General features: G+C 70.7%; 21 protein-coding genes and 1 tRNA gene. 17 read left to right on the forward strand and 5 right to left on the reverse strand.

The genetic code is table 11. The features are described from left to right. Positions 1-33 precede the first annotated feature (33 nt). A complete protein-coding gene (locus tag OG943_RS33140; protein ID WP_328604857.1) occupies positions 34-246 on the forward strand; it encodes a hypothetical protein in 213 nt (70 codons plus the stop codon). Between the two features lie 93 nt (positions 247-339). On the opposite strand, the gene OG943_RS33145 is transcribed toward OG943_RS33140, so the two are convergent. Next, positions 340-897 (reverse strand): DUF6790 family protein, encoded by a 558-nt coding sequence (locus tag OG943_RS33145; RefSeq protein ID WP_328604858.1) that lies wholly within the window; start codon positions 895-897, stop codon positions 340-342. 57 nt (positions 898-954) lie between these two features. Here OG943_RS33145 and OG943_RS33150 point away from each other — a divergent pair, with 57 nt between their 5' ends. Further along, complete coding sequence (locus OG943_RS33150; RefSeq protein WP_328604859.1) at positions 955-1,374, forward strand: MarR family winged helix-turn-helix transcriptional regulator; 420 nt, start codon at positions 955-957, stop codon at positions 1,372-1,374. Positions 1,375-1,407: 33 nt separating this feature from the next. On the opposite strand, the gene shbA is transcribed toward OG943_RS33150, so the two are convergent. Then, a complete protein-coding gene (gene shbA, locus OG943_RS33155) occupies positions 1,408-2,055 on the reverse strand; it encodes an RNA polymerase sigma factor ShbA (RefSeq protein WP_328604860.1) in 648 nt (215 codons plus the stop codon). Positions 2,056-2,341: 286 nt separating this feature from the next. Here shbA and OG943_RS33160 point away from each other — a divergent pair, with 286 nt between their 5' ends. Together OG943_RS33160 and OG943_RS33165 are read left to right on the forward strand one after the other, a co-directional pair. Continuing rightward, on the forward strand, positions 2,342-2,980 hold the full coding sequence (locus OG943_RS33160; protein ID WP_328604861.1) for a hypothetical protein: 639 nt from the start codon (positions 2,342-2,344) through the stop codon (positions 2,978-2,980). Between the two features lie 178 nt (positions 2,981-3,158). Continuing rightward, a complete protein-coding gene (locus OG943_RS33165) occupies positions 3,159-3,500 on the forward strand; it encodes a hypothetical protein (RefSeq protein WP_328604862.1) in 342 nt (113 codons plus the stop codon). A 67-nt stretch (positions 3,501-3,567) separates the two neighbouring features. Here OG943_RS33165 and OG943_RS33170 read toward each other — a convergent pair. Further along, positions 3,568-3,643 (reverse strand) — tRNA-Thr (locus OG943_RS33170). A gap of 216 nt (positions 3,644-3,859) precedes the next feature. Here OG943_RS33170 and OG943_RS33175 point away from each other — a divergent pair. The 6 genes from OG943_RS33175 to OG943_RS33200 all read left to right on the forward strand — a co-directional run bounded on the left by OG943_RS33175 (position 3,860) and on the right by OG943_RS33200 (position 12,056). Beyond that, positions 3,860-5,365 (forward strand): threonine/serine ThrE exporter family protein, encoded by a 1,506-nt coding sequence (locus OG943_RS33175; RefSeq protein WP_328604863.1) that lies wholly within the window; start codon positions 3,860-3,862, stop codon positions 5,363-5,365. An 83-nt stretch (positions 5,366-5,448) separates the two neighbouring features. After that, positions 5,449-6,900, forward strand: a complete 1,452-nt coding sequence (locus OG943_RS33180) for an alpha,alpha-trehalose-phosphate synthase (UDP-forming) (protein ID WP_328604864.1) — start codon at positions 5,449-5,451, stop codon at positions 6,898-6,900. A gap of 40 nt (positions 6,901-6,940) precedes the next feature. Beyond that, complete coding sequence (gene otsB / locus OG943_RS33185) at positions 6,941-9,475, forward strand: trehalose-phosphatase (protein ID WP_328604865.1); 2,535 nt, start codon at positions 6,941-6,943, stop codon at positions 9,473-9,475. A gap of 169 nt (positions 9,476-9,644) precedes the next feature. Then, positions 9,645-10,178: a hypothetical protein gene (locus OG943_RS33190; RefSeq protein WP_328604866.1), complete on the forward strand. Its 534-nt coding sequence runs from the start codon at positions 9,645-9,647 to the stop codon at positions 10,176-10,178. A gap of 94 nt (positions 10,179-10,272) precedes the next feature. Further along, positions 10,273-10,881 carry an RNA polymerase sigma factor gene (locus OG943_RS33195; protein WP_328604867.1) on the forward strand — a complete coding sequence of 203 codons (609 nt, stop codon included), beginning with the start codon at positions 10,273-10,275 and terminating at the stop codon, positions 10,879-10,881. Next, positions 10,878-12,056, forward strand: coding sequence for a hypothetical protein (locus OG943_RS33200; protein ID WP_328604868.1), 1,179 nt, complete (start codon positions 10,878-10,880; stop codon positions 12,054-12,056). The genes OG943_RS33195 and OG943_RS33200 overlap by 4 nt, the downstream gene beginning before the upstream one ends. Positions 12,057-12,065: 9 nt before the next feature. Here the strand turns inward: OG943_RS33200 and radA are convergent, their stop codons facing one another. Together radA and OG943_RS33210 are read right to left on the reverse strand one after the other, a co-directional pair. Continuing rightward, positions 12,066-13,427, reverse strand: coding sequence for a DNA repair protein RadA (gene radA, locus OG943_RS33205; protein ID WP_328604869.1), 1,362 nt, complete (start codon positions 13,425-13,427; stop codon positions 12,066-12,068). A 32-nt stretch (positions 13,428-13,459) separates the two neighbouring features. Further along, positions 13,460-14,134: a hypothetical protein gene (locus tag OG943_RS33210; protein WP_328604870.1), complete on the reverse strand. Its 675-nt coding sequence runs from the start codon at positions 14,132-14,134 to the stop codon at positions 13,460-13,462. Positions 14,135-14,419: 285 nt separating this feature from the next. Between OG943_RS33210 and OG943_RS33215 the strand changes: the two genes are divergently transcribed. From OG943_RS33215 to rlmB, 7 genes are all read left to right on the forward strand, one after another. Further along, positions 14,420-14,911: a CarD family transcriptional regulator gene (locus OG943_RS33215; protein WP_004559016.1), complete on the forward strand. Its 492-nt coding sequence runs from the start codon at positions 14,420-14,422 to the stop codon at positions 14,909-14,911. Positions 14,912-14,977: 66 nt separating this feature from the next. Continuing rightward, positions 14,978-15,661 (forward strand): IspD/TarI family cytidylyltransferase, encoded by a 684-nt coding sequence (locus tag OG943_RS33220; protein ID WP_328604871.1) that lies wholly within the window; start codon positions 14,978-14,980, stop codon positions 15,659-15,661. Further along, the gene (gene ispF, locus OG943_RS33225; protein WP_328604872.1) at positions 15,658-16,131 is read left to right on the forward strand and encodes a 2-C-methyl-D-erythritol 2,4-cyclodiphosphate synthase; all 474 of its coding nucleotides are present in this window, start codon (positions 15,658-15,660) and stop codon (positions 16,129-16,131) included. The genes OG943_RS33220 and ispF overlap by 4 nt, the downstream gene beginning before the upstream one ends. An 18-nt stretch (positions 16,132-16,149) precedes the next feature. Beyond that, positions 16,150-16,545, forward strand: coding sequence for a PPOX class F420-dependent oxidoreductase (locus OG943_RS33230; RefSeq protein ID WP_328604873.1), 396 nt, complete (start codon positions 16,150-16,152; stop codon positions 16,543-16,545). A gap of 84 nt (positions 16,546-16,629) precedes the next feature. After that, positions 16,630-17,316, forward strand: coding sequence for an HAD family hydrolase (locus OG943_RS33235; protein WP_328604874.1), 687 nt, complete (start codon positions 16,630-16,632; stop codon positions 17,314-17,316). Positions 17,317-17,423: 107 nt separating this feature from the next. After that, positions 17,424-18,809: a cysteine--tRNA ligase gene (gene cysS, locus OG943_RS33240; RefSeq protein WP_328604875.1), complete on the forward strand. Its 1,386-nt coding sequence runs from the start codon at positions 17,424-17,426 to the stop codon at positions 18,807-18,809. A gap of 31 nt (positions 18,810-18,840) precedes the next feature. Continuing rightward, a complete protein-coding gene (rlmB, locus tag OG943_RS33245) occupies positions 18,841-19,797 on the forward strand; it encodes a 23S rRNA (guanosine(2251)-2'-O)-methyltransferase RlmB (protein ID WP_328604876.1) in 957 nt (318 codons plus the stop codon). The last annotated feature ends 186 nt before the right edge of the window (positions 19,798-19,983 follow it).

The following is a 19,983-nucleotide window of genomic DNA, read 5'->3' on the forward strand; positions in this document are numbered from 1 at the left end:
TTTTCTGTCGGTGGTGCTGGTTAGGCTCCGGGTATGAACACCGAAGAAACCACCGTGGCGGCCGAGGACCTCACGCGGGGCCAGTGGTTCTGGCACGAGCCGGCGCCGGGCCTGAAGTCCTGGCAGCTGCAGGTCGCCGAAGCGGAGCTGACCGCCGACGCCGTCCGCATCATCACCACCGACGACGTCCGCGAGCTGGTCTCCTACCGGCGCACCCGCCGCGTCCGCCTCGCCGTGGCCTCCTGACTTTTCCAGGCCGAACACGAGAAACGCCTCGGGACCGCATTCGCGGTCCCGAGGCGCTGGGGGATCGAGCAGGGGCAGATTCGCGTCGGCCAGTCACCCGGCGACGGGGCGGCGGCGGTCGGCGGGCGCTTCGGCGCCGAACTGGGGCTGGGCGGCGAGGTTCTGCACGGTCCGGGACCGCCGGGCCAGGATGATCATGACCGCCGGGATGAGGATGTCGTAGGCGAGGACGCCGCCGACGTTGCCCGGTGCGTTGTCACCGTTGGCGATCCACTGGTACAGGTGGCCGATCGTGGCGCCCCAGAGGAACAGCCCGGCGCTGATGCCGATCGTCATCCGCTCGCGGTAGGAGCCCGAAGCGGCCCGCAGGCCCAGGAACGCCAAGGCGAGGTTGGCGAAGGCGATCTCGAACGCGAACGGGGTGCGGGCGAAGCCGATCGCTTCCGCCATAACGTCCGGGATGGTCAGGAACGAAATAGTCATCCACAGGCTGCCGCAGCCGAGTGCGGCGATGGCCCACCACCGCTGCCAGGTTTCCAGCCGGGCGGCGCGGTCCTGGACGCCGCGGGTGCGCACCAGCGCTCCGACGCAGGCGATGACCAGCCAGATGAGAGGGACGGCGGCTTGGGCGAGGTAGCTCGTTGTGCTCATGGGAATGAGTCTTGCATGGTTAATATTAACCTGTCAACACTGGGGTAGGCTGACGTCGTGGACGATGGACTTTCAGACTTGCTGCACCGGGTGGTCTCCCTGATGGGCGACGCCGCCCGACGGCACAGCGGGCAGGACAGCGAACTCACCTACAGCCAGCTGCGGCTGCTGGGCGCGCTCGAAGACGTCGAGCCGGCCACCCAGCACCGGCTCGCCCAGTCGATGGGGATCTCCGACCCGGCGATCAGCCGAGCCCTGCGACCACTCGAACAGGAAGGGCTGGTCCGGATCACCCAGGACCCGCTGCACGCGCGGCGGCGGCTCGTCGAGCTCACCGCCACCGGTCGCGAGGCCTACCACTCCAACGGGAAACCCCTCGCCGAAGCGTTCCGGCTCGTCTTGCTGAAGCAGGGTTTCCCCTACGACCGGTACCTGGCCGACACCCTCCGGCTGGCCGAAATCCTCGAGCCGGAGTAGGCCGCACCCGGGCAGGTCGCCGGCCGTCCCCGCTCACAGGTCCCGGTCCCCGATCATCCCCCGCAGCTTCGCCAACGCCCGGTACTGCGAAATCCGCACGTTCCCCGGCGAAATCCCCAGCGCGACCGCCGTCTCGGCCGAGGACAGGCCCACCACGATCCGCATGACCAGGATCTCCTGCTGCAGCCGTGGCAGGGACGACAGCAGCCGGCCCAGCTGGGCGCCCATGTCCTCGTGCAACGCGTGTGCCTCCGGTTCGTTGAAGACCAGCGGGTGGTCCGGCAGCTCCGGCACCGGGTTCGACCGGTCCCGCGCCACCGCGCGGAACGCGTCGGCCACCTTGTTCGCGGCGATCGCCCGCACCAGGTAGAGGAACGAGCCCCCGCGGTCCTGGTACGACGGCAGCACCTTCAGCACCGCCAGGCACACCTCCTGCGCCACGTCGTCGGCGGACAGGTACGACAGGTCCCGCCCGCCGATCCGGGCCCGGCAGTACCGCACCACCGTCGGTTTGATCAGGCGCAGCAACGCCTGCACGGCATCCGCGTCGCCCGAACGGGCCGCGGCGACGGCGGCCGCGAGTTCACCGTCGAGGTCCCCGGGACGCGGGGCGGACCCGAGCGCGACGTAACCGTCGACCGCCCCGGCCGGATCGCCGAGCGCATGGGCCGGCGCGCTCACCGGTCACTCCCGCCACTGCTGACGATTTCCATACTCACTCCCCGACGATTTCCACCACTGATGAACCGGTAATCGGTACGCGCCGCGGACTCGTTGCAGAAACAATGCCCATGTCGTGTTTCTGTCCATTAATCGACGAGTCCGGACGCCGGGAAAACACCCAGAATAGGAACACACCGGTGCTGATTCACGCACGGGGTGAGGGGGAATCACGTTGGCGGACGACAGCGGGTGGCGCACTCTGCCGGACGGCAGGCGGATCAAGTTGCGCAGAAAAGGCGGAGCGGTGGCCGTCGCGGCCGCGGTCGTCATCGCGGGTGGCGGCGCCGGGGTCGGCGGCGCGCTGGGCGGCGCCGGGGTCGAAGCCGGCACGGAGGCGCTGGCCGGGAACACCGCGGGCGACGTCGTCGACTCGCTGCCCGGCCGTTCGCTCAAGACGCGCAAGGCCGAAGCACAGAAGTCGGCGAAAAACGGGAAGACCGACGAGGCACTGGGCCGGTTCAAGCTCAAACGGCTCAAGAAGCAGGCCGAGCACGAATTCGAGTGCCTCGCGGCGTCGGACGGGAAAGTGCGGGATTTCCTGGCGCGCACGCCGTGCACCTCGCTGGACCGGCTGCTGATGGCGGTCGGCGACGGTCACGGCAACGCCGCCGTCGTCTCAGTCGTGCGAGTCGGGTTCCGCGACAAAAAACAGGCGACGGCGTTCGAGAAAGTCGAGCGCGTCCAGGGCAGCGGGGACGTGCGGCCACTCGAGATCGCCGCCGTACTGGGCCTGACCGGCGTCCGCATCAGCGGCCGGCACTACCGATCGCGCGCGGACAAGAACGGGATGGTCGTCGCCGAGACCGAAACCGCCACCGGACACCTCGACGCCGGCACTCTCGACGCGCTGGCGGACGTCGCCGCCTACTTCCCGATCCGCTGACCCGGGCAAGCGACCCGCCCCGGCCACGGCGAGGCTGTCGCTATAGGCCGAACGGGTGAACGCCTCCCGTTTCCCGATCAGCGCCCCCGGCGCACAGTAGAAACACCTCAACTCCGTCGCGCAAATCATCGGAGTCATGGCAACGTCCAATCAGGACGCTGCACAGGGGAGGAAACACATGAAAACCAAGACAGCCGTCGCCGGCCTCGGCGTGGCCGCAATCGCGCTGGGCAGCCTGCTTACGGCCGCCCCCGCCGCCTCGGCGGCACCCACAGCCACGGCTGCAGCCCAAAGCAAAGTCACCCTCCTCCACGTCGTCGTCAACGGAGCACGACTCCGCAGCGCACCCGACGGCAGCATCATCGAAACGGGCATCAACGCCGGAAACGGATTTGATGCCTACTGCTGGCCGATGGGGACGGGCGCCCACTTCTGGCTCTACGGGCATGTGTGGGGCGGCAAAACCGGCTACATGCGGGACGACATGCTCTCCGATAGTCAAACCGTAGAAAACTGCTGACCACCGAGTAACGCACGCAACCAGCGCCCGGTCTTTCGAGACCGGGCGCTGGTTGCGTGCGGGCGGATGGAGCCGACAAGGGGACTCGAACCCCTGACCTGCTGCTTACAAGGCAGCTGCTCTACCAACTGAGCTATGTCGGCCTGCGCCACAAGCTGCGCGGCCCGAAGTATATCGGCACCCGCGAGCCCGCCGTGCCAGGTGCGCCGGCTCCCGCCCCGGACGGCGAAAACAGCGCGTCCGGAGCCCCTGCGGCACGATCGTCGCAGAACGTGGTGGACGCCACTTCCGGATCCGTGCAACGGTCGGGGCCGGTCGGCCGATGGTCCCCGGGAAACGACGAGGAGGTGGGATCGATCATGAAGATCAACGAGCACGCCGACCAGGGGGCTCAGCGCAGACGGTGGCCGATCCTGGAGCCTCCGCACCCCAGATCCAGCCAGTACCACCGGCCGAACCTGCTGCGCCGCCGCGCGTGGCACATCCTGGAGGCGCCGACGGCCGAGCAGCCCGCCGTCGACGTCGGCGAGGCGCTGGGCCCGAAGCCGCCCGACGACGCGACCGTCAACTTCGTGCTGGACCTCGCCCTCCGGATCGGCGAGGTGCAGATGGCCAGTGGCGCCGGCGCGTCCGACGTCACCGCCACGATCATCGCGCTCGCCGCCGCGCTCGGGCTGCCGCACTGCGAGGTCGACGTCATCTTCACGTCGATCACCGTCACCTGCCACCGCGGCACCGAGCTCGCCCCCGTCACGGCGCTGCGCGTGGTGCGCTCCCGCAGCCTCGACTACACGCGGCTGACGGAGGCCGAGCTCCTCGTCCGCAAGATCGTCCGCGGCAACATCGGCGCGGAGGAGGCGCACACCGAGCTGCAGCGCATCACCTCCGCGCCGCACCCGTACCCGCGCTGGGTCGCGACCGTCGCGTGGGGCGGGCTGGCCGCGTTCATCACGCTGCTGCTCGGCGGCGGGCCCGACGTCGCCGCGGTGGCGTTTGTGATCTCGTCGGTGATCGACCGGCTCGGCCGGTACCTCAACCGCTTCCACCTGCCGTTCTTCTTCCAGCAGGTGGTCGGCGGCCTGGTCGCGACGCTGTCCGCGATGGTGATCGTGAACAGCGGGCTTCTCACCACGGACAAACCGACGCTCGTCGTCGCCGCGGCGGTCACCGTGCTGCTTTCCGGGCTCTCCACCGTCTCGGCGGTGCAGGACGCGATCACCGGCTACTACGTCACGGCCGCCGGCCGCACCATGGAGACGGCGCTGATGAGTGCCGGGCTGATCACCGGCGTCGTGCTCGCGCTGAAGATCGCGGTGCTGTTCAAGCTGCCCAGCACTCCGCTGCCGGAAGTCAGCAGCTCGACCCTGCAGCACCTGCCGGTCGTCGTGCTCGGCGGCGCCGGCGCGGCCGCCTGCTTCGCCTTCGCCTCGTATTCGACGCTGCGCGCGCTGCTCGTCGCCGCGGCCGCCGGGGCCATCGGCGCGTTCGTGTACGGCGGGCTCGTGCTCGTCCACTTCCAGGCCGTCAGCGCGTCGGCGATCGCGGCGACGCTCGTCGGATTCTGCGGCGGCGTGCTCTCGCGGCGGCTCCGGGTTACGCCGCTCGTCGTAGCCGTGTCCGGGATCACTCCACTCCTCCCCGGCCTTTCCACCTATCGTGGTCTATACCAATTGGGGGTCGAGCCGGGCGGCAACATCTCCACCCTGATGACCGCCGTCGCCGTCGGACTGGCCCTCGCCGCCGGTGTTGTCCTGGGCGAATACCTCGCGCAACCGGTCCGGACGGGGCTCGGGCGGCTGGAGCGGAAGTTCGCCGGGCCGCGGATGGCCGGGCCGATGGAACCGTCGGAACGGCGGTTGGAGTAATCGGTTGGTCACTGTCCGGTCACTCCTTGCGCGATAGGGTTCGACTGGGGCCGCGACCCGAGGAAAACGAGGGAGCAGCTGTAGTGACCGAAGCGATTGCAGAGCAGAAGAGCACACCGTCGGCCGACTTCGTCGTGGTGGCGAACCGGCTGCCGGTCGACCTGGAACGCACGTCGGAGGGCGGCCAGCGCTGGACGGCCAGCCCCGGTGGGCTGGTGTCCGCGCTGGAGCCGTTCCTCAGATCGCGCAAGGGCGCGTGGGTCGGCTGGCCTGGCGTGCCCGACGTGGACGTCGACGAGTTCGACGACGACGGGCTGGTGCTGCACCCGGTGTCGCTCTCCTCGGCGGAGGTCCGGGACTACTACGAAGGCTTCTCCAACGCCACGCTCTGGCCGCTCTACCACGACGTCGTCGAGAGCCCGGTGTTCGACCGGGCGTGGTGGGACAGCTACGTGAAGGTGAACCGCCGCTTCGCCGAGGCGAGCGCGGAGGTCGCCGCGCAGGGCGCCACCGTGTGGATCCAGGACTACCAGCTGCAGCTGGTGCCCACGATGCTGCGTGAGCTGCGCCCCGACCTGCGCATCGGCTTCTTCCTGCACATCCCGTTCCCGCCGGTCGAGCTGTTCATGCAGCTGCCGTGGCGCGCCGAGATCGTGCGCGGCCTGATCGGCGCGGACCTGATCGGCTTCCACCGCCCCGGCGGCGCGCAGAACTTCCTCTGGCTGGCCCGCCAGCTGGTCGGCCTCGAGCCGACCCGCGGCGCCGTCGGCGTCCGGTCCCGGCCCGGCATGGTGCAGGTCGGCGACCGCACCGTGCGCGTCGGCGCGTTCCCGATCTCCATCGACGCGGCCGGCCTGGACACCCTGGCGCGCACGAAGGGCGTGATCGAGCGCGCCAAGGAGATCCGCCGCGACCTCGGCAACCCCAAGACCGTGATGCTCGGCGTCGACCGCCTCGACTACACCAAGGGCATCGACCTGCGCCTGCAGGCGATGCACGAGCTGCTGCACGAGGAGCGGCTGCGGCCGGAGGACGTCGCGTTCGTGCAGCTCGCCACCCCGAGCCGCGAACGCGTGGAGCACTACCAGCGGATGCGCGGCGAGATCGAGCAGATGGTCGGCCGGATCAACGGCGAGTTCGCCCGCGTGGGTCACCCGGTCGTGCACTACCTGCACCAGTCCGTGAACCGCACCGAGCTGGCCGCGTTCTTCTCCGCCGCGGACGTCATGGTGGTGACTCCGCTGCGCGACGGGATGAACCTCGTGTGCAAGGAGTACGTCGCCTGCCGCCACGATCTCGGCGGCGCTCTGGTGCTCAGCGAGTTCGCCGGCGCGGCGTCGGAACTGACCAGTGCGTTCCTGGTCAATCCCCATGATCTGGATGGGGTGAAGAACGCGTTGGAGGCTGCCATTACGCTCGACCCCGCCGAGGGCCGACGCAGGATGCGCGCCATGCGTCGCCAGGTCCTCACCCACGACGTCGACCGGTGGGCGCGCTCGTTCCTGCAGGCGCTGGGTGCGGAGCCGGTCGACTGACCCTCCCCCCGTACCGCGCTGGACCTCCTTAGGAGGAGTGTTGACCGCCGAGGCGTTGCCTGCGGAGTTACGGCGCACGATCGTGCAGATCGCCCGTACCCCGCGCCTGCTGGTCGCCTGCGACTACGACGGCACATTGGCTCCGATCACCGCGAACCCGGACGAAGCCCGGCCGCTGCCCGAGTCGGTCGGTGCGCTCAGATCGCTCGCCGGGCTGCACGAGACGACGACCGCGGTCATCTCGGGCCGGGCCCTGCGCGACCTGGCGACACTGTCGCGGCTGCCGTCCGAGGTGAACCTCGTCGGCAGCCACGGGTCGGAGTTCGACATCGGGTTCATCCACGCCCTCGACGACGAGGCCCGCGCGTTGCACCGCCGGCTCGAGTCGGAACTCGAGACGCTGGTGCTCGACGTGCCGGGTGTGTCGCTCGAGGTGAAGCCCGCGAGCATCGCGGTGCACGTCCGCCGGGCCGAGCACGAGGCCGGCCGCCGGGTGCTCGCCGATGTGCACGAGGGCCCGTCCACCTGGCCGGGCGTGTCCACCACCGACGGCAAGGAGGTGGTGGAGCTCGCGGTCGTCCAGACGGACAAGGGCAACGCGCTCGACACCCTCCGCCACCAGGTCGGCGCGACCGCCGCGATCTTCCTCGGCGACGACGTGACCGACGAGAAGGCGTTCGCCCGCCTGTCGGGCCCCGACCTCGGCATCAAGGTGGGTGACGGCGAATCGCTGGCCGCCTACCGCGTGCCGGACACGGTCGACGTCGCGCTGGTCCTCGCGTTCGTGCTGGAAGAGCGCCGAAACTGGCTCTACGGCGAGTCGGCGCCGCCGATCGAGCGGCTCTCGATGCTGGCCAACGAGCGCTCCGTCGCGCTCGTCACGCCGGACGCGAAGCTGACCTGGCTCTGCCACCCGGGCCCGGACGCCCCCGCGGTGTTCGCCGACCTGCTCGGCGGGCCGGGGGCCGGCCACTTCTCGATCAAGCCGCACCGCAACGGCCTGCCGCTGGGCCAGCGCTACCTGCCGAACACGATGACGGTGGAGACGCGCTGGTCGCGCCTGCTCGTCACGGACTACCTGGAGCCGGAGAGCCCGTCGCACCGCACGGACATCGTGCGCGTGATCTCGGGTGAGGCGGCGGCGCAGGTGGTGTTCGCGCCGCGGCCGGAGTTCGGCGGGGTGCCGGTGAAGCTGGTGTCCGAGGGCGAGGGCCTGCGGGTGCTGGGCACGTCGGAGCCGTTTGTGCTCCGCGCGCCGGGCATCGAGTGGACCATCACCTCCGACGGCCTGCACGACACCGCGACCGCGCTGGTGCAGCCGAAGCCGGACAACCCGGTGGTGCTGGAACTGCGCTGCGGCACCACGGACCTGGCCGCCCACGAACTGTCCGAAATAGAGCGTCGTGACCGCGCGGGCCGCTACTGGAGCGACTGGGCGGCCAAGCTCAAGCTGCCGACGGTGCAGACCGAGCTGGTCCGGCGCTCCGCGCTGACCCTGCGCGGCCTGGTCAACACCGACACCGGTGGCGTGCTGGCGGCCGCGACCTCGTCGCTGCCGGAGGAGATCGGCGGCGTCCGCAACTGGGACTACCGCTACTGCTGGGTCCGCGACGCCGCGATGACCGTGCGCGAGCTGGTGCACCTCGGCTCCACCGAGGAGGCCGAGGGCTACCTGAAGTGGCTGCACGGCGTGCTGTCCACTTTGGCCGGTCCGGAGCGGCTGCACCCGCTGTACACCCTGTCCGGCAGCGTGATCGGCGCCGAGGCCGTGATCGAGTCACTGCCCGGGTACGCCGGCTCGCGGCCGGTGCGCGTCGGCAACCTGGCCAACCACCAGGTGCAGCTGGACGTGTTCGGCCCGGTGGTCGAGCTGGTCAGCACGCTGGCCGAAGTGCGCGGCGAGCTGCGCGACGAGGACTGGCAGATGGTGCGCGCGATGGCCGAGGCCGTCACGCGGCGCTGGAACGAGCCGGACCACGGCATCTGGGAGGAGCGGCACGTGCCGCGCCACCGGGTGTACTCGCGGGTGATGTGCTGGGTGACGATCGACCGCGCGGTGAAGCTCGGCAACGAGTACGGCCGCGACGTGCCGGGGGCCTGGCCCGAGCTGCGCGACCGGATCAAGGCCGACGTGCTGGAGCACGGCTGGAACGACGAGGTCCAGGCGTTCACCACGGCCTACGACGGCACGGACCTGGACGCGGCGTCGCTGTTCGTCGGGCTCACCGGCCTGATCGACCCGGCCGACGACCGGTTCCAGTCCACGGTGACGGCGATCGAGGCCGAGCTGCGCAGCGGCTCGACCGTGTACCGCTACCGCCGCGACGACGGCCTCCCCGGTGGCGAGGGCGGCTTCCACATCTGCGCGGCCTGGCTGATCGAGGCGTACCTGCACACCGGCCGGCGCAACGAGGCCGAGGAGCTGTTCAGCCAGATCGTCAGCTCGGCCGGCCCCACCGGCCTGCTGCCGGAGCAGTTCGACCCGATCGCGGAACGGTCGCTGGGCAACCACCCGCAGGCGTACTCGCACCTCGGCCTGATCCGCTGTGCGAACCTGCTGGCGCAGAAGGCCTGACGCCTTTTTCCTTTGACGGGCCCGTACCACCACTTGGCGGTACGGGCCCGTCGGCGTTACCACAGCCCGGTGACATGTCCTACGGAGGTGACCTGCTCACTCGATGGTCGCCTAAGCTGCGATTCACGGGCATCTGCACGTTCGTTTCGTCTCGGTTCGGAGGTGGACGGTGAAGCAGTACTACGGTCAGCAGGCCGAGGGGTACGCGCCGCTGCCGCCGTTGTTCGCCGCCCGGGTGCGCGGAGGATCGCTGGTCACCGGGGTCGCGCTGGCCGTCGGCACGATTCTGGTGCTGGCGCTGACGGTGTTCGTGAACGGTCCTTTGCACGGGCACGCGCTGCCGGACGCCTTCGTCGGACGGGTCGCCCTGCTGCTCCCGGTGCTGTCCGTGCTGGCGACCGCCGTCGTGGTGCTCAGCGCCCGCCGCTGCCTGCTGGGCGACTACCTCGTCGTCCCCCGCGCCCGGTTCACCCGCACCCTGCTGCGCGCCTGTTTCACGACGCTGGTCGCGACCTGCCTGCTGGCCCTCACCACGTCGGCGCTGGTCGACCTCTGGCACGACCACAACCGCCTCGGCGCCAGCGACCTGCTGGCCACCTGCGCCAACTTCGCGCTGGGCGTGCTCGGCTACGGCGTGGGCCTGTTCTACGTCCGCCCCTCGGTGGCGACGCTGCAACGCTTCAGCGACCACCCGATCTGGTGACCTCGCGCCGTGCCGCGAATGTTCTCCATGTCCTGATCACGACGAAAGTAGGCTCGGCCGTGAACGCTCCGGGCCGCTGCGGGCGATACCAGGTATGCAGGTGATCCACGAGGGTCGAGAGCCGGCCGGGCCGGGCTCATTCGACCGGCCCGACCTGGGCGTGGCCGATCCGGGGCCCGTGTTCGGGCGGCTCTTCGACGCGCACGCGCGGTCGATGCACCGCTATCTCGCGCGGCGGATCGGCGACGAGTCGGCCCACGACCTCGTCGGGGAGACGTTCCTCGTCGCGTTGCGGCGGCGCGACTCGTACCAGCCCGAGCTGGGCACGGCCCGGTCGTGGCTGTACGGCATCGCGACGAACCTGCTGCGCCACCACGTCCGGAGCGAGACCCGGGCGCTGCGGGCGACCGCGCGGCTCGCGCGTGTGGGCGACCGGAACACAGCCGGGCACGACAGCCGCGTCGCGGAGCAGGTCGACGCCCAGACGCGCGCCGCGCAGCTGGCGGGGGCGCTCGCCAAGCTCAGCGTGGCCGACCGCGACACATTGCTGCTCGTCGCGTGGGCCGGGCTCGAACCGACGGAGGTCGCCGAAGCGCTCGGCGTCCCGCCCGGCACGATCCGCTCAAGGCTGCACCGGCTGAGGCGGTGGCTGCGCGCGAACGCGGCCGAAACGACGAACAACGAGGAGGCGATCGACCTGTGAGCGACGACGACAACATCCGGCACCTGTGGTCCGACGCCGAACTCGACGACGCGTTCGCCGCGCTGCACCCCCACGTCCGCACCGACGGCGACGAACTCGACCGTGGCCGCGCCAAGCTGATGCGCGCCGCAGCCGCCGCGAGCACCGAGGGCGGCGAGCGGACCACCCGGCCGTCGAAGAAGCGTGCGGGCTCCTGGCGCTGGATCGCCGTGGCCGCGGCTGTCGCCGTGCTGACCGGCGGGGTGGTCGTGGCGAGCAATCTCAACGACGGTTCGCCGAAGGTCATGCCCGCGAGCACGCCGACGTCGGACAACCGGCCCGCCGCGGGCCAGTACACCCACGTCACCAACGACTACACGGTGATCGAATGGGTCGCCGGCCACAGCGCGTTCGCCGTGCGGGAGCGCCTCGAAGTGTGGATCCCGCCCAACCCGCGTGACCTCTGGAAACGCCGGTGGACCCGAACCGGCGAGGTCAGGCTGCTCCGGGGGATGCCCGCCGACCAAGCGGCCCTGCCCGGCCCCACGTCCGCGGTCCAGACCGCGCTCGACGGCCTTTTCGCCGAAGCGCTGCCCGGTTCCGCGGGCCAGACCGGCGTACCCAACGGCTGGTACCAGCCGACCTTCGAGTTCGTCGCCGCCCTCCCGACGGACCCGCAAAGGCTGTCCGCCTACATCAGTCAAGCCGTCAAGTCCCACCCGACGATGCCGGCGCCGGTCCCCCTGTTCGGGCCGACCAGCGTCAGCGGAAATCTGCCAGTGGGAGAGCAAATCCTGAGCGGTCCGTTCGGGCCGCCGACGCAACCGCCGATTCCACCGCCGACGTCGGCCGACATCAACCTGTCACCGAACATGCGCTTCTCCGAGCAGGTGGCCGGCGTGGTCCTGTCGGTGATCACCAGCGGCCTGGCCTCACGAGCGCTGCGGGCATCGCTGTTCAGGGTGCTGTCCGGCGTGCCCGACATGAAGAGCGCGGTCCAGAAAGCCAACCGCACGATGATCTTCACCCTGGACCTCGCCGATCACCAGCTGATCATCGACTACGACCTGAACACCGACACCGTGCTGCGCGCTTCGACCGTCGCGTCGCCGGCCGGCAAGTACGCCTTCCCCGCGGGGCAGCCCATCAGCTCGTCGGAGTACAGCTACGACATCACCGACAGCTCCGGGGGCTGAGCGACCGGGCTACTGCGCGTGGTTGGCGGCGTTCAGCGCGCTCGCGACGTCGCCGACCTCCAGCACCCGGATCCCGTCCGGCAGCTTGCCCGAGTCGGGCGGCACCAGCGCGTGGGTGAAGCCCAGCCGGGACGCTTCGGCGAGGCGGCGGGCGACGTTCGGCACCCGCCGGACCTCGCCCGCCAGCCCGACCTCGCCCAGCGACACCAGCCGCGGCGACAGCGCGACCTCGTGCAGTGAAGAGGTCAGCGCCAGCACCAGCGCGAGGTCGATCGCCGGCTCGGTGATCTTCATGCCGCCGACGGTGGCGACATACACATCCTTGTCGCCGAGCTTGAGCTTGCCGCGTTTCTCCAGCACGGCCAGCACCATCGCGACGCGCGCCGAGTCCAGCCCGCTCACCGCGCGCCGGGGCTGCGGCATGCTCGTGCTCGAAACCAGCGCCTGCACTTCGCCCAGCAGCGGCCGTTTCCCCTCGACGGCCACGGTGATCGCCGTGCCCGGCACCGGTTCCGCCGTGCGGCTCATGAACAGCCCGGACGGGTCCGGCACGCCGACGATGCCGCCCTCGGTCAGCTCGAAGCAGCCGACCTCGTCGGCCGCGCCGAAGCGGTTCTTCACGCCGCGCACCATCCGCAGCGTCGAGTGCTTGTCGCCCTCGAACTGCAGCACGACGTCGACCAGGTGCTCCAGCACCCGCGGCCCGGCGACCGAGCCGTCCTTGGTGACATGCCCCACCAGGACCACGGGCAGCCCGCGCTCCTTGGCCAGCGCGACCAGCCCCGCGGTGACCGCGCGGACCTGCGTGACCCCGCCCGGCGAGCCCTCCACCTGCGGCGACGCCATGGTCTGGACCGAGTCGACGATCAGCACCCCCGGCTTCACGGCGTCGACGTGCCCGAGGATCGCGGCCAGGTCGCTCTCGGCCGCGAGGAACATCTCGCCGTGCACGTTGCCCGTGCGCTCGGCGCGCAGCCGGACCTGCCCGGCCGACTCCTCACCGGTGACGTACAGGGACCGCCCGGCCGTGGCCGCCCACTGATAGGCCACCTCGAGCAGCAGGGTCGACTTGCCGACGCCGGGCTCACCGGCCAGCAGGACCACAGCGCCGGGCACCAGCCCGCCGCCGAGCACCCGGTCGAACTCGGGCACCCCGGTGGACTTGGCCCGGGCCGATTCGACGTCGACCTCCGCGATCGGCCGCGCGGGCGCACTCGGCGCACCGGCCGCGACCCGGGTGATCGCCGGGTTGCCGCCGCCACGCTCCTCGAGCGTGCCCCAGGCCTGGCATTCGGCACAACGCCCGACCCACTTGGCGGCCTCGTGCCCGCACTCGGCGCACCGGTAGACAGTGCTGCTCTTCTTCACCACGCGCCGAGGCTAGCGGTGGGCACCGACAGAAATCAGTGACCCGCCGCGGCGTTGCCCTGGGCCTGGTCGTGCGCCGGCGCGGTGACCGGCAGCTCGACGACGACCGGGCCGGCGTTCTGGAAGGTGAAGGTGACCTTGATGGTCTGCCCCGGCCACAGCGGCTGCTTGAGGTTCTGCAGCACCACGGACCCGACGCCCAGCTGGGTCGGCGCGGAGGACGTGGGCGGGGCCGGCGTCGCGGTGTCGCTGCCCGAGGACGGCGGGGCGGTGTTGGACGCGGAGACCGAGCTACTCGACGGCGCCGAAGAAGAGGACGGCGCGTCCTGCTGGTTGGTGGCCTCGACGGCGTCCGACGGGCCGATCACCAGCGAGTGGCCGGCGACGATGGCCGTCGAGCCGCTGACCGTGGCCGGGCCGTCGGTCGCGTCGGAGGTCACGGAGACGAGCTTGTCGTCCTGCGGGCCCTGGTTGACGAGCGTCAGCGTGAGCGGCGCGGACTGGCCGGCCGAGTAGGCGGCGCCCTGCGCCGGGTACTGGACCGCGGCGTCGCGCAGGACCAGTGTCTTCACCTGCGCGTAGGTGCCGTTGACCGCGGGCTGCTGAGTGTCGGTCTGGGTGATCTGACCGGCTCCGCAGCCGGCGAGCACGAGCGCGGCGCCGAGCGCCGACACACCTGCGCCGAGCACGCGGCGATTCTGCAGCCTCACGTCGGAGTCCTTCCATCTCACGGCCTCGTCACGACGAAGACTAGCCGGGGACCCGCGCGTGCGCGGAACCGGTCCGCCTTGCGGGCGCGCCACCATCCAAGATCAACCGTCCAATTAGGAATTCGCCGCTCCTGATCAGCGCATTCCCGTCACCTGCATGAGCACGGGCCCGGAAGGTTTGTCAACCCCCGCTCAGGCCGCTGACCTGCGACGACGATCCCGGGGCGCTAGGTGGGCTTCGGAAGACCGTGCTAAGATGGCATTAGCGAAAGGGGCAGAGGACACATGGTTTTCAAGGTCGGAGAGACCGTCGTCTACCCGCACCACGGTGCCGCACTCATCGAAGCCATCGAAACCCGCGTGATCAAGGGCGAGGAGAAGAAGTACCTCGTCCTCAAAGTCGCGCAAGGGGATCTTACGGTTCGCGTGCCTGCTGACAACGCCGAGATCGTCGGTGTGCGTGACGTCGTCGGGCAAGAAGGACTGGACAAGGTTTTCGACGTGCTGCGTGCTCCGCACACCGAGGAGCCCACGAACTGGTCTCGTCGGTACAAGGCCAACCTCGAGAAGCTCGCCTCCGGCGATGTGAACAAGGTGGCCGAAGTGGTGCGCGACCTCTGGCGGCGAGAGAAGGACCGCGGACTTTCAGCCGGTGAAAAGCGGATGCTGGCGAAGGCGCGGCAAATTCTGGTCAGCGAGCTCGCGCTCGCGGAGGGCACCGACGAGGACAAAGCGGAGGTCCTCCTCGACGAGGTTCTGGAAACCGCGACGGTCTGACCCCCTGGGTCATCCGGCTCGCCCGGCGGAGGCACCGGGCAGTCGCCTCTCTACGATCACGACCTGATGAGCCAGCTGGTGCAGAGCGTCGTGTTCGTGACTGTCGCACACCGGAGCACGGATCCAGAGGCAGCTCTGGCCGTGGTGAACGGTGAAGTTCTCCTCGCGCACACCGTGCGGGGGCTGCTCGGCACACCGGAGATCGATCTGGTTGCCGTGGTGGCCCCCGAGCGGTGCGCTGCTATTTTTTCAGAGGTTATCGCCGGGTTCCCGGGCGCCGTCACCGGCCCGCCGAACCACTGCCGGGTCGTCCCCGGCCCCTCGCTCCGGCAGGCGTTCGCCGCCGTTGAGCCCGAGCTCTCCCCCGACGCGACCGTCCTGGTGCACGACGCGCTCCGGGCGTTCACTCCACAAGGGACGATCCGTGACGTACTGGGCGCGGTCCGTGCGGGCGCGGGCGTCGTCGTCCCGGTTCTGCCCATGGCGGACACCGTGAAGTCCACCGACGAAGCGCGGCTGATCACCGGCACCGTCGACCGCGAAGGGCTCCGCACCGCGCAAACGCCCATCGGTTTCGCCCTCCCGGAGTTCCGGGCCGCGCTCGGGACGGACGCCGTCCTCGACGCCGCCGTTCTGGCCGGCGCCGCCACTGTCCCCGGCCATCCCGACGCGATGCGCGTCGCGAGTGCCTTCGAACTCACCCTCGCCGAGGCCCTCGTGGCCCTGCACGGTCACGAGGAGCCCCTGTGAACGACCTCCGCGTCGGCAACGGCGTCGACGTCCACCCGATCGAACCCGGCCGCGAGTGCTGGATGGCCGGGCTGCTGTGGCCGGGCGTCGACGGCTGCTCCGGTCACTCCGACGGCGACGTCGCGGCCCACGCGCTGTGCGACGCGCTGCTGTCCGCCGCCGGGCTCGGCGACCTCGGCGCGGTCTTCGGCACCGGCGACCCGCGGATGGACGGCGCGCACGGCGCGGACATGCTCGCGGAGGTCCGTGGGCTCGTCGAGGCGGACGGGTGGCGCGTGGCCAACGCGACCGTGCAGATCATCGGCAACCACCCGCGCGTCGGGAAGCGGCGCGACGAGGCGCAGAAGGTGCTCGGCGACGCCGTCGGCGGGCCGGTGAGCGTCGCCGGCACGACGTCCGACGGGCTCGGCCTCACCGGCCGCGGCGAGGGCGTCGCGGCCGTGGCGACGGCACTCCTCGTCCGGTCCTGATCGTTTAGTCTTCGGCCTATGGCACTGACTTTCAACGACGCCACGAAGGCGTTGCTCGACGGGAACAACTTCCCCGTGGTCGCGACCATCAACAAGGACGGCTCCGCGCAGACGTCCGTGCTGTGGGCCAAGCGCGACGGCGACACGCTGGTGTTCGCGACCGTCCGCGGGCGCCTCAAGGAACGCAACATGGCGCGCGACCCGCGGGTGTCCGTCTCGGTCTTCGACACCGGGAACCCGTACAACTACGTCGAGATCCGCGGCCGCGTCGAGATGACCGACGAGGGCGGGCGCGAGCTGATCAACGAGCTGGCGCACAAGTACACCGGCAAGGACTACCCGGCCGAGCCGGCGGAGAACATCCGCGTGCTGGTGCGCGTGATCCCGGAGAAGATCACCGGCAACTCCGCCTGAGGCGCGTTCGCCGCCGGGCCGGCGAATGAGCCGGACGCCACAACTCGGCGGCGAACCACCGGTCTTCCTGGCTAGTCTTGGTCCGTGGCCATCAACGCGGTGTTGTTCGACTTCTCAGGCACGCTCTTCCGGCTCGAGCAGAACGCCTTCTGGCTCACCGAGGTCGTCGACGACGACGGCGCGGTGCTCGACCTCGAGGCGCAGACCGAGCTGATGCGGCGCATGACGGCGCCCGTCGGGCAGGTCGTGGAGCTCGACGAGGAGCACCAGCACGCGTGGCACCAGCGCGACCGCGACCCTGAGCTGCACCGGAAGGTGTACCTCGAGGTGCTGCGACGCTCCGGCGTCCCGCGCCTCGAGCAGGCCGAAGCGCTGTACCAGCGGCTGATCACGCCGGGCGAGTGGACGCCGTACCCGGACACGGAGGCGGCCCTGAAGGCCGTCTCCGGCCAGGGCCGCAAGGTCGGGGTGCTGAGCAACATCGCGTTCGACATCCGGCCGGCGTTTTCGCAGCGCGGGTGGGACGCGCACGTGGACGAGTTCATCCTGTCGTTCGAGGTCGGGTCCATCAAACCGGAGCTGGAGATCTTCCGGACCGCGCTGGACCGGCTCGGCGTGCGCGCCGAGGAGACCCTGATGGTCGGCGACAGCGAGGAGGCCGACGGCGGCGCCCGCGCGCTGGGCTGCGAGTTCGCCCTGGTTGACCCGCTGCCCACGACCGAGCGGCCGGACGCCCTGCTCGGCGCGCTGCGGGCCCACGGCCTGCTCTGACCCACTCGTGAGTGGCTATGCCGGTTCTAACCGTCGTAAACACTCACGAGTCCTGGCCAAGAGCAGCAGCTGCGACGTCGCCCACACCGACCCCGTACCCTCTTAGGGTGGCCCTACACCTCTTCGACACCGCGACCCGTGCCCCCCGGGAGTTCGTTCCCGTCCGCAGCGGAACGGCGTCCATCTACCTGTGTGGGGCCACCGTGCAGGGCGTGCCCCACATCGGGCACGTGCGGGGGGTGCTGAACTACGACGTGCTGCGCCGCTGGCTGCTCCACAGTGGACTCGACGTGCTGCTGGTGCGCAACGTCACCGACATCGACGACAAGATCCTCACCAAGGCCGCCGAAGCGGGCCGTCCCTGGTGGGAGTGGGCGACCAAGCACGAGCGCGAGTTCGAACTGGCTTACGACGCGCTCGGCTGCCTCCCGCCGTCGGTCAACCCGCGCGCGACCGGGCACGTCACCCAGATGGTCGAGCTGATCCAGCGCCTGATCGACAGTGACCACGCCTACGCGGCGGACGGCGACGTCTACTTCTCCGTGAAGTCCTTCGACGGCTACGGGGCGCTGTCCGGCCAGCAGCTCGACGAGGTCCAGCAGGGTGAGACGCCGACGCGCGGCAAACGCGACTCGCGCGACTTCACGCTGTGGAAGAGCGCGAAGCCGGGCGAGCCTTCGTGGCCGACGCCGTGGGGCGACGGCCGCCCGGGCTGGCACCTGGAGTGCTCCGCGATGGCGACGAACTACCTCGGCACCGAGTTCGACATCCACGGCGGCGGCGTCGACCTGGTGTTCCCGCACCACGAGAACGAGCGCGCGCAGTCCAACGCGGCCGGCGACGGCTTCGCACGGTACTGGCTGCACAACGCGTGGGTGACCATGTCCGGCGAGAAGATGTCGAAGTCGCTGGGCAACACCGTGTCGATCCCGGCGATGCTGGAGCGCTACCGGGCGCCCGAGCTGCGGTACTACCTGGTGCAGCCGCACTACCGGTCCACCGTCGAGTACTCCGACGGCGCGGTCGCGGAGGCGGCGCAGGGCTACCGGCGCATCGAGGGCTTCCTGCGGCGCGCGGCCTCGGCCGGCGACGTGCCGGTGGGCCGGGTGGCGCCGGAGTTCGCCGCCGCGCTGGACGACGACCTCGCGACCCCCGCCGCGTTCGCCGTGGTGCACAACACGGTGCGTGACGGTAACGCCGCCCTCGACGAGGGCGACACCCCCAAGGCGCTCGAACTCGCCGCCTCGGTGCACGCGATGACCGACGTGCTCGGCCTCGACCCGCTGTCCGCGCGCTGGTCCGAGGGCGGCTCGGACACCCCGGTCCGCGAGGCGCTCGCCGAGCTGGTCGAAAGCCTGCTCGCCGAACGGCAGCAGGCCCGCGCCGCGAAGGACTTCGCGCGCGCGGACGCCGCCCGTGACCGCCTCGTGCAGGCGGGCATCGTGGTGGAGGACACCCCGAACGGTCCGCAGTGGACGGTCAGGAACTCCTGACCGCCGCTGTGGCGGATTAAGGACTCGTTACATGGCAGGCAACTCACGGCGTCAGGGCGCCATCCGCAAGACCGGCACCAAGAAGGGCCAGGTCGTCGGCTCCGGCGGGCAGCGGCGGAAGGCGCTCGAGGGCAAGGGCCCCACGCCGAAGGCCGAGGACCGGCCCGGGCACAAGGCGTACCGCGCCGCGAACGCCGCGAAGACGCGTGAGCAGTCGCGGCAGAAGAAGGCCGAGCGGCCGGAGCTGATCGCCGGCCGCAACCCGGTCGTCGAGGCGCTGCGGGCCGACGTGCCGGGCGTCGCGCTGTACGTCGCGCTGAACATCGATGTCGACGACCGCGTCAACGAGGCCGTCCGGCTGGCGGGCGACAAGGGCATCTCGATCCTGGAGATCCCGCGCGAGGAGCTCGACCGCAAGACGAACCGCGCGATGCACCAGGGCCTGGGCCTGCAGGTGCCGCCGTTCGAGTACGCGCACCCGGACGACCTGATGACCGCCGCGCGCGATTCGGGCAACACCCCGCTGTTCGTCGCGCTCGACGGTGTGACGGACCCGCGCAACCTCGGTGCCGTCATCCGCTCGGCCGCCGCGTTCGGCGCGCACGGCGTGCTGCTGCCGGAGCGCCGCAGCGCCGGCATGACGGCCGTGGCGTGGCGCACGAGCGCGGGCACGGCGGCGAAGCTGCCCATCGCGGTCGCCACGAACCTGACGCGCCAGCTGAAGTCGTGGGCGTCGAAGGGCCTGATGATCGTCGGCCTCGACGCGGACGGCACCGTGGACATCGACGCGCTGGATCTGGCGTCGGAGCCGCTGGTCGTGGTGCTGGGCTCGGAGGGCCGCGGGTTGTCCCGCCTGGTCCGCGAGACCTGCGACGCCACCGTGTCGATCCCGATGGCCGCCGGCGTGGAGTCCCTGAACGCCTCGGTCGCCGCGGGTGTCCTCCTGGCGGAGGTCGCCCGACGCCGCCGTCTCGCCGGCCGCATCTGACACCCGTTCCACATTCTGGCCTGTCTCCCTGATCCAGGGCGGCGGGCCAGATCTCTCTCCGCTCCCCACCGACTTGTCCACAGCCGGCCCCCATTGTGGACAACTCCGCACTCCGCACGACGATCAGCCGCTCCCGTCGCCCACCGGCGATAGACTGGACTGGGGACGCCCCCCGAGGTGGGCGGG

This window comes from Amycolatopsis sp. NBC_00345, from assembly GCF_036116635.1.
Lineage (GTDB): Bacteria > Actinomycetota > Actinomycetes > Mycobacteriales > Pseudonocardiaceae > Amycolatopsis.